The sequence below is a fragment of the Clostridium sp. UBA7339 genome, assembly GCF_002470865.1.
Classification (GTDB): Bacteria; Bacillota; Clostridia; order Clostridiales; family Clostridiaceae; genus Clostridium_J; species Clostridium_J sulfidigenes.
The window spans coordinates 530,882-540,868 of the sequence record NZ_DKPI01000003.1; the positions used below are offsets into that span (position 1 = coordinate 530,882).

The 9,987-nt window shown below is 31.5% G+C and carries 6 protein-coding genes, 1 pseudogene and 1 other annotated feature; of the genes and pseudogenes, 2 read left to right on the forward strand and 5 right to left on the reverse strand.

What is annotated here, in order from left to right; translation table 11 throughout:
• Positions 1 to 276 precede the first annotated feature (276 nt).
• Positions 277 to 2,184, reverse strand: coding sequence for a threonine--tRNA ligase (gene thrS / locus B2S02_RS02950; protein WP_346920275.1), 1,908 nt, complete (start codon positions 2,182 to 2,184; stop codon positions 277 to 279).
• Between the two features lie 63 nt (positions 2,185 to 2,247).
• Positions 2,248 to 2,478 (reverse strand) — a binding site (T-box leader).
• Positions 2,479 to 2,565: 87 nt separating this feature from the next.
• Complete coding sequence (abc-f, locus tag B2S02_RS02955; protein WP_346879973.1) at positions 2,566 to 4,218, reverse strand: ribosomal protection-like ABC-F family protein; 1,653 nt, start codon at positions 4,216 to 4,218, stop codon at positions 2,566 to 2,568.
• A gap of 522 nt (positions 4,219 to 4,740) precedes the next feature.
• On the opposite strand from abc-f, the gene B2S02_RS02960 reads away from it, so the two are divergent.
• Positions 4,741 to 5,397: an HAD family hydrolase gene (locus B2S02_RS02960; RefSeq protein ID WP_346846654.1), complete on the forward strand. Its 657-nt coding sequence runs from the start codon at positions 4,741 to 4,743 to the stop codon at positions 5,395 to 5,397.
• 277 nt (positions 5,398 to 5,674) lie between these two features.
• Here B2S02_RS02960 and B2S02_RS02965 read toward each other — a convergent pair whose 3' ends face one another.
• Positions 5,675 to 6,397 (reverse strand): DUF434 domain-containing protein, encoded by a 723-nt coding sequence (locus tag B2S02_RS02965; protein ID WP_346846903.1) that lies wholly within the window; start codon positions 6,395 to 6,397, stop codon positions 5,675 to 5,677.
• Between the two features lie 202 nt (positions 6,398 to 6,599).
• Here B2S02_RS02965 and B2S02_RS02970 point away from each other — a divergent pair, with 202 nt between their 5' ends.
• The gene (locus B2S02_RS02970; RefSeq protein WP_346846653.1) at positions 6,600 to 7,712 is read left to right on the forward strand and encodes a DEAD/DEAH box helicase; all 1,113 of its coding nucleotides are present in this window, start codon (positions 6,600 to 6,602) and stop codon (positions 7,710 to 7,712) included.
• 202 nt (positions 7,713 to 7,914) lie between these two features.
• Here B2S02_RS02970 and B2S02_RS02975 read toward each other — a convergent pair whose 3' ends face one another.
• Both B2S02_RS02975 and B2S02_RS02980 read right to left on the reverse strand, forming a co-directional pair.
• On the reverse strand, positions 7,915 to 9,000 hold the full coding sequence (locus tag B2S02_RS02975) for a glycosyltransferase (RefSeq protein ID WP_346846652.1): 1,086 nt from the start codon (positions 8,998 to 9,000) through the stop codon (positions 7,915 to 7,917).
• A gap of 121 nt (positions 9,001 to 9,121) precedes the next feature.
• Positions 9,122 to 9,987, reverse strand: a pseudogene (locus B2S02_RS02980) (collagen-like protein); the annotation flags it as partial.

A 9,987-nucleotide genomic window follows, 5' to 3' on the forward strand; every position in this document is an offset into this window, starting at 1 on the left:
GTAGCTTTTTTTATCTTTAATTCAATTTCATCAATTCCTCTTGCTCTAATAAATATAATAAGAATATCATCTTTATTTGTAGTTCTTACAGTAATATACCCTTTTTGTTAAAAACACAAAATAACATCCATTTTCAGGATGTTATTTTATATATTTACCTTATTTTATCCGATGACTATCAGCTCTAATACTCCCATCTTCTTCAAAGTGGGACTAAAGAGCTGTTATGTCCCTGGATAACGATTTCTAAAGCTTCATAGAAGCTAAGAACTCTGTTTATAATTCTTTATTCCTTATTTCATTACTGATTCTTTCTATTAAAGATTCTAATTTAAAAGTTCCTTCATCTCCATTTTTTCTACTACGTAGTGAAATTGTATTTTCTTTTTCTTCCTTTTCTCCTACAACAATAATATAAGGTATTCTTTCATTTCTAGCTTCTCTTATTTTATAGCCTATCTTTTCATCTCTATAGTCCATTTCAACTCTTATTCCATTTTCACTTAGCTTCTTTTTAATACTCTCTGAATACTCATTGAATTTATTTGATATAGGCAGTACCTTTACTTGAACCGGAGCAAGCCATGTTGGAAACTTTCCTGCAAAGTGTTCAATTAATATACCTACAAATCTTTCTATACTTCCATATATTACTCTATGAATAACTATTGGTCTATGTTTCTCATTATCACTTCCAATATACTCTAATTCAAACCTTTGAGGTAATTGAAAATCTAATTGAATTGTTCCACATTGCCATGTTCTTCCTATACTATCCTCAAGATGAAAATCTATCTTAGGACCATAAAATGCTCCATCACCTTCATTTATTTTATAGTCTAAACTTAATTCATCTAAAGCCCCTTTTAAGGAGTCTTCTGCTAATTCCCAGTCTTCATCACTTCCCATGGAATTATCTGGTCTTGTAGAAAGCTCGAGATTATACTTAAATCCAAATTTTGAATAAACTTTATCAATGAGCTCTATTACCCCTTTAATTTCTGACTTTATTTGATTTGGTAACATAAATATATGAGCATCATCCTGTGTAAAAGCTCTTACTCTCATAAGTCCATGTAATGCTCCTGAAAGTTCATGTCTATGAACTCTACCAAGTTCACCTACTCTCATTGGAAAATCTCTATAGGAATGAGCTTCAGATTTATATACTAACATTCCTCCTGGACAATTCATTGGCTTTAATGCAAATTCCTCATCATCAATAATTGAAGTATACATATTCTCTTTATAATGATCCCAGTGCCCAGAAACTTCCCATAATCTTTTATTAAGCATTATTGGAGTCTCGATCTCAACATAACCTGCTTCTGCATGCAAAGTCCTCCAAAAATCAATTAAAGTGTTTTTAAGAACTACTCCTTTAGGTAAGAAAAATGGAAATCCTACGCCTTCATCAACAAAGTTAAATAATTTTAGTTCTTTGCCTAATTTTCTGTGATCCCTTTTTTTAGCCTCCTCTACATTATGCAAATGAGTTTCAAGTAATGTATTATTTGCAAAGGCAACACCATATATTCTCTGTAGCATCTTATTTTTTTCATTGCCTCTCCAATATGCCCCAGCTACACTTGTTAGTTTAAAGGCTTTTACATACTTTGTAGATGGTATATGAGGTCCTCTACAAAGATCAATAAACTCTCCCTGCTTATATAGGGAAATTTTCTCTCCTTCCGGTAAGTCTCTTATAAGTTCAACTTTATAAGTTTCCCCTTTTTCCTCCATTAGCTTAATTGCGTCTTCTCTAGAAACATCTATTCTCTGAAATTTTAAATTTTCTTTAATTATGTTATTCATTTCTATTTCAATCTTATCTATATCTTCAGCAGATAAGGGACTTTTAATATCAAAATCATAATAATAACCATTTTTTATGGAAGGTCCTATAGCAAGTTTCGAATTACTATAAATTCTTTTTACTGCTTGAGCCATAATATGTGCAGTTGAATGTCTAATTACCTCAACAGCATTTTCATCATCATAGGTTAAAATATTTACCTGGTCATTATCTTTTAATTTGCAACTTAAATCAACCAAGGTTCCATTTACTTCACCTACTATTGCTGATTTAGCTAAATTTTTGCTGATTGAACTTGCAAGATCATAAACATTAGAATCATCACAAATTTCTTTTATTGAACCATCTTTAAGTTTTATACTTATCATACTTATCCCCTCCTTAACAAAAATTATTGAATTACTTTTATACGACAAAAAGCATCCGTCCCACCTTGGGACGAATGCATAACATCCATGGTTCCACCCAAATTGAATTAAAATAACTCAATTCATCTCAAATTTTATAACGGTATTTACCGATGGCATTTTACTAATATTAGCTAATCAGCCATAACTCTAGGGTTAGTTTTCTTATAGTCATATTTAGGAATGTTTACAGCCCAAAACACTCCCTCTCTATAAATTGTACTCTATAATACTCGTCCCTTTCATTGTTCATTTTATTTTTAATTTTAAAGAGCTCTGTGCACTTCCTCTTATTGAAAACAATAATATCACTTTTGCAATATGTTGTAAAGAGTTTTCTTACTATTTTGATAAATTTGTTTTTAACGTTTTTAATTTACCCAATAATTCATTATATTCTTCATCCAGTTCAACTACATCATCCTTTTTTGATGGCATGGATAACCTTCCAACAACTTCTGAAAGACGATTTTGCAATATGAAAATTTCATTTTCAATTTTTTCTTTATCATTATATTTATTTTTATTTTTGCTTTCTAAATACTCATTATAATTACCTTTAAACATCTTAATTTTATGATTTTCTATAGTCATTATATTGTCTGCAATAGATTCTACAAATCTTCTATCGTGGGATACAAACAATAAAGTGCTATAATAATCTTTAAGTACATTTTCTACAACCTCAAGAGAGTTTATATCCATATAATTAGTGGGCTCATCTAATATAAGAAGATTTATATTTTGTAATAGCATTTTTGCAAAGGATACTTTAACTCGTTCTCCTCCACTTAATACACTTACTTTTTTATAAATATCTTCTCTTTTAAATAATAATCTTGCTAGTAGTATCCTAGCGAAAGTTTCATCATATATGCTACTTTCCATTACATTTTCTATAATAGTATAATTTTCTTTTAAAATGTCAATAGCTTGACTAAAGTATCCTATATTTGCTCCTTTAGCAATTCTAATAGATTTATCATTGTCCATTATCATCTTTATTAAAGTACTTTTTCCACATCCATTAGGACCAATGAGTGCTACCTTTGAGGTGTTATATATGCTAAATTCAGCATTATCTAGTATCATCTTCTTGTCAAATGCCTTAGTTATATTTTTACCCTCTATAACTATTTTACTATGGAGCTTATTTGAATCCTCAATGTCTAGCTTTATGTCCACTTGTTCTTTGGGTTTCTCTTTAACTTCAAGGTGATCTATTCTCTTTTCAATATTTTTCACCGCTCTTTCAATGTTTGCCCTGGCCTTTTGACCTCCCATCTTGTGAAGCCTAGCCTCAGAATTTCCCATTCGTTTAGGAGTAGTTTTTATACCTTTCACCCTTTGTTCTGCATGGATAATTACACTTTGAAGTCGCTTCTTTTCTTTTTTATACTCCTCATATTCAAATTCAGCTCGGTCTCTCTCCTTAGCTTTCAAAGCAGCATAATCACTGTAATTACCATAATATATTTTTATTCTTCCATCCTCTATTTCTAAAATCTTATTACATAACCTATCTAAGAAGTTTCTATCATGGGATATAAGAATTAGAGCTCCTTTATATTTTTCAAAACTTTTTTCCATAAGCTCAATGCCCTCTATATCCATATTGCTAGTAGGCTCATCTGCAAATATCAACTGGCTATTCTGACTTAGTGCATAAGCAAGTTTAAATCTAGTCTTTTCTCCTCCACTCATGTTCTCATTCCAAATACTTTCTACATTAAATCTAGAAGCCATTTCACTAGTTATTGATATACTTTCTGGTTCTTCTAACTGTGATATATATGAGTATGTTCCATATAACTTAACATGGCCTTCATCTGGATGCAATCTTTGGCACAATATATTAATTAATGTAGTTTTACCTACTCCATTTACACCTACAACACCTATTCTATCCTGGGAACAAGCCTTTAAATTTTCTATATCCAAGATGGATCTATCACCAAAACTTTTTTTAATATTACTACATTCAACTAATAACAAAAAATCCCCTCCTTATAACCTGGAGAGGATAGCATCGCAACTATATCATAACCTTTAATCTGCACTAAATAAAACCTTAAAATATATACAAAAAAATCAGTATATATTAGGATTCAAAGTCTTAATTAAGGTTAATAACACACTATATTGACAAACCATCAACAGTTACAAAAATACTATCCACTCACAAAATCAAATAAAATGCATAACAACAAAGCCTTTCTTGAGGCCTCATTCTAATTTTGATTTCTCATAAATAAAAGTGAATTATATTCTCATGTCTGCAAATACCTTGCCTTTCTTAAAATTGAGTTTTAAACTACTCAATGATAATTATATAAATGACTCATTGATATGTCAACTTATTTAATTCCAAACCTATCTCTGCAATCTATATGAAAATATCTCCAAAATATTTTCATATTCATGTATAATATATATTAGTTAATATACATTTGTATTTATAATATTAACAAGTTAAAAATTAAATTCCAAAATATAAAAATATAAAAGGAGTCAGCTATGTTGAAATATAAATGTTTAGTCCTTGACCATGACGATACCGTTGTTAGAAGTACACCTGAAATACATTTTCCAGTATTTAAAAATACCTTATTTAAACTTCGTCCAAATACAGAAATAACTCTAGATGAATTTATGATGTATTGTTTTGATCCTGGATTTAATTCTTTATGCTTTGATATTTTGAAGTTTACAGAGGAGGAAATGGAATATCAACTTACTACATGGAATGAGTACGTAAAAAACAATGTACCTGCTTTCTATACTGGATTCGAAAGAATTATTCAAAGGCAAAAAGAAGAAGATGGACTAGTTTGTGTTGTCTCTCATTCCTACAGTGAAAACATAAATCGTGATTATTTAGAGAATTGTAGTCTTGCTCCAGACATGATTTTCGGATGGGAACGCTGTGAAGAAGAGCGTAAGCCTAATCCATATCCTCTTCAGGAAATTATGCGTAAATATGATCTTAAACCTAATGAACTTATAATGATTGATGATTTAAAGCCAGGCTTTGATATGGCAAAGAGTTGTAATGTAGATTTTGCTAGTGCTGGATGGTCACACACAAATAGCTTAATTATAGAATTTATGAAAAAAAACTGTGATTATTATTTTAATAAGGTTGAGGAACTTGAAAAGTTTTTATTTGAATAACATTAATCCAAAAGTTAATGAATAGATATCTCTTTCCAGAAGGTGTACATGGAACTTTTTTTCAGTACTGTATTATAATAAAATAATAAATACCTCTGCCAAATAACTATGGCAGAAGTATTTATTTTGCTACTATCTAGTAGGTAGAATTTTACTCACTCCCTCAACAGCTTTTTTATGCGTCTTTTTACTACGTTTGGTTCCAAAATTGCTTCCCTTCTTTTACCTGTTGATTTATACAAAACAGTAATGTTTTTACTTATGCGTTCATACATCCTTACAAAAAATAAAATTTACTAAAATCCACACAATTACCCCCTAACTTCTTATCCTCAATAATATTATTATTCATATTTATCCAACTGTTACATTTACCAATGATAATTGCATCACTAGATACTACATTTTCTTTTGTTTCTAATATACTATCCACATTGTTAATAATCTCAACCTCCACTTCAAATTGTAAATTTCCTAGCAAGTCTAAGATTCTCATCTTCAGTCTCCCTGAATTCGAAACTGGTTTATCTAAATAGAATATAGCTTTATTAACTTTATATTGTCCTAATCTTTCACCTAGTAGTTTAATTGCTATATCTGTTTTATCTATGACTGAATATGTACCTCGAAGTCCTGCTAAATCTCTTATTGTACCATCCATTGACTTTATAATTAGTGAATTAGAAAGTGCAACTTCTAGAGTTATTATTGTATTAAAACCATCTATGTTAACTGTTTTACCAGATAAAGAATCAGTAACTTCTTTAGATTTTCTATTTGTAACATCTTCACTTTTAGAAATTCCCCTGACTAATGCAAGCCTCTGCCTTTCAGATAAAAGATAGTGATTTCCTATAAAAGTTGATGCTCCCTTTATGTTATATCCCCTATTTAATAGAAACAAAAGCTCTTCTCCTGCCTTTTGTAATTTACATCTGTATTCATCTCCAAATTCCTTTTCATCCCTTGGGACATATCCTCTTCTAGTAGTTTTACTCAATATCTTCACCTTACTTTCAACAGTAATATATTTCGTGTTATTACCTTGCAATGGCCTTTTCTACTACCTTTCTTTTTCACCATTCATTATGCTCCACATTATAAGGATTATTCATCTCATTTGTATGGAATCTATTAAATTGATAAATACTTTAATATGTGTTACTATTAGGCGTTGAATAAAGGATGAAAGGTATGAGTAAATGAATTTTAAAGAATTAGGAATTAGTACAAATATAATAGATATATTAAATAAGTCTGGGATAAAAGATCCAACTGATATTCAAAGAGAAAGTATTCCATATATTAAAGATGGAAAAGACCTTATAGCTGAAGCTCAAACTGGCACAGGTAAAACTTTAGCATTTCTATTGCCCATTTTTGAAAATATTAATCCGAACCTTGATGCTACACAAGTGTTAATACTGACTCCAACCCGTGAGTTAGCCATTCAAATTACTAACGAGGCCTCTAAATTAGCTGAGAGCGTAAACATAAATATTTTAGCTGCTTATGGTGGAAAAGATATAGGTTCCCAATTAAATAAGCTTAAGGGAAGCATTCACTTAATAATAGCTACCCCTGGAAGACTTCTTGACCATCTTGAGAGAAAATCAATCAATTTATCTAAGCTTAAAACCTTTGTTCTTGATGAGGCAGATCAAATGCTACTTATGGGTTTTAAAAATGAAGTAGAAAATATAATTAAGCATACCCCTAAAAACCATCAAACATTATGTTTTTCTGCTACTATGGATTCTTCTGTTAAAAAACTTGCTTATAAATATATGAAAGATCCTATTGTGGTGTCTGTAAAAAAAGAAAGCATAACTCTTTCTACTATAAATCAAGAAATCGTTGAAACTACAGATCGCTTAAAGCAAGATTCTCTCTTCAAAGCTCTTGAAGAAGATAACCCATTTATGGCAATAATCTTCTGCAGAACTAAAAGAAGAGCCGATGCTCTTGAAATGGCTATGGGTAAAAGAAAATTTAATTGCGAGAAAATTCATAGCGATGTTCCTCAAAATAAAAGAGAAAGAATCATGAAGTCCTTTAGAAATGCGGATATTCAATATCTAATTGCAACGGATGTAGCTGCAAGAGGTATTGACATTTCTGGTATTACTCACATATATAACTATGACATTCCAGAATCTCCAGAAAGCTATATTCATAGAATTGGTAGAACAGCTAGAGCTGGTGAAAGTGGTTATACTTGCTGTTTTATGGACCCAAAAGATACCTATTTACTTGAAAAAATTGAAGAAAAAATAGGATTTAAAATTTCTAGAAGAAATATAGATTTAGTGTAACTTGAAATTTAACATGATATAAAATAATAAGGTACTAGGGGATTTATTTCCCTCAGTACCTATCTTTAAATTATATTTTTTACATTTATATTAACCCAAGTTTAATTCCACATTTTTCAAATGGTTAACATCAAAAATAAAGGTTTCTATTTTTATTATTAATCATATTGTATATAACTTCATCTATCTCTAATAATTATTATTAGATAAATTTTTTTATTAAATCAAGGTTATTCTTTAAACGCTTATTACTAGGTGATATTTCAACTGCTTTTGTTATATAATAATATGACTTCTTGTAAAGTTGTAAATTAAAACAAGCAATGGAAGCAAGATCATATGGTTCTGAACCCCATGGTCCTGGTTCATTAATATAAGATAACGGTCTATCTTCTATTTTAAGTGCACATTCTATCATATAAAGCACCCCTGACCATTCTTGTAATCTATATAATAAATTTGCCATATCTACATAGGGTTCTCTCAAATTAGGTTCCTCTAAAATGGATTTGGCAAACCATTCCTTAGCTTTACTAATATCTCCTTTCTCCATATAAGATTTTGCTATATATCTCATAGAAGCAGAACGTTCAGCTTTCCATAATGCTGTTGGTAATTCTAGGTGCTTTAATAATGTACTAATACATTTATCCCACATCTCCATGTACATATATTCTCTACCTAAATAGTGTAAGTTTCTATCATCAGTTGGATCTTCTTGTACCGACAATTCAAGAAGACCTAAATATTGTGCCCTAGATTTTGATTTTTCGGGATAGTGATTTAGTTGTATTTTGGGTTCAGTACTAACAATATATTGTTGATCACCATAATAATTCAAAACTTCATGAACAGGATGAACCCATTTAAAGCCATTACGTGCATGAATTTTTTCGTATAAAAATACATATCCTTCATTTCCATCTTCATCAAAATTCCAAGTATATCTATATCGTAACTGTTGAGTATTCTCTTTCCATGCATTCTCAACCTTTTCTCTCCAACCCTTTTCAAATACCTCATCTAAATCTGTGCATACACAAATATCAGTGTCTTCTGGCACTAGTTCTAACGATTTATTTCTTGCTACATCAAACCTCCATGGATTAAAAATTTCTTTATATACATTTACTCCTAATTCTTTCAGCTTGTTTACTGTATTATCTGTTGAACCAGTATCTAAAACTATTATACTATCAGCTTCAGACATTGAGTCTACCCATCTTTCTACGAACTGTTCTTCATTTTTACATATTGCATATACACAAATTTTATATGAATTCATCATAAAACACCTCACTATGCTCTAAAATCTTTACAATTTATACATTTATTTTTATAATCTTTAAGTATTTCTATTACTATCTTTAAATTTAGCTGGGGTTATTATAACCCCAGCTGAGTAAATTTTATAGGTGTACGCTAACTATTGATAAAGATGCACGAACATTTGCGTCTGTAGCCAGCAATACTGAACTCGTACTTATATTGGTTAAGTTAATTGTATCTCCAACAGCTCCATTTATTATTACAAATCCAGAAATTTGATCTCTTACATTACTAGGATTACTTGCTGGCCCCTGTATGGACCCATTTTGCAAGACTGCAAAAGAAACATAACTTGCTGTTGTTCTCTCATAAGAAACCCACCAACTAATGTAGTAAATTCCTGCTCTGTTAATAGTAATAGTTGTGTTTGTATTCCAAACTAAATCTCCATCATAATTTGCATTAATAGCATCAAATATGATTGGAGCATTTGCTAGAACTTCTTGTTGAAGATTTCTAGAAACTTGAAGTCCTCTTAATTGTGAATTTCCACCAGTAGGGCCTGTTGGTCCTTGTGGTCCTGTTGGCCCTTGTGCTCCCGTTGCTCCTTGTGGCCCTGTCGCTCCTGTTGCTCCAATCGGTCCTTGTGGGCCTGTTGGACCTTGAGCTCCTGTTGCTCCTTGTGGCCCTGTCGCTCCTGTTGCTCCAATCGGTCCTTGTGGGCCTGTTGGGCCTTGAGCTCCTGTTGCTCCTGTTGCTCCTTGCGGTCCTGTTGGACCTTGAATTCCAGTTAACCCTATTGGTCCTATTGGGCCTGTTGGGCCTTGAGCTCCTGTTGCTCCTGTTGCTCCCGTTGCTCCAATCGGTCCTTGTGGACCTGTTGGACCTTGAGCTCCTGTTGCTCCTGTTAGTCCTTGTGGGCCTGTAGAACCAGTTGCCCCCGCTGCTCCTGTTGCTCCTTGTGGCCCTTGTGGTCCTGTTGGGCCTGTTGCTCCTGTTGCTCCTG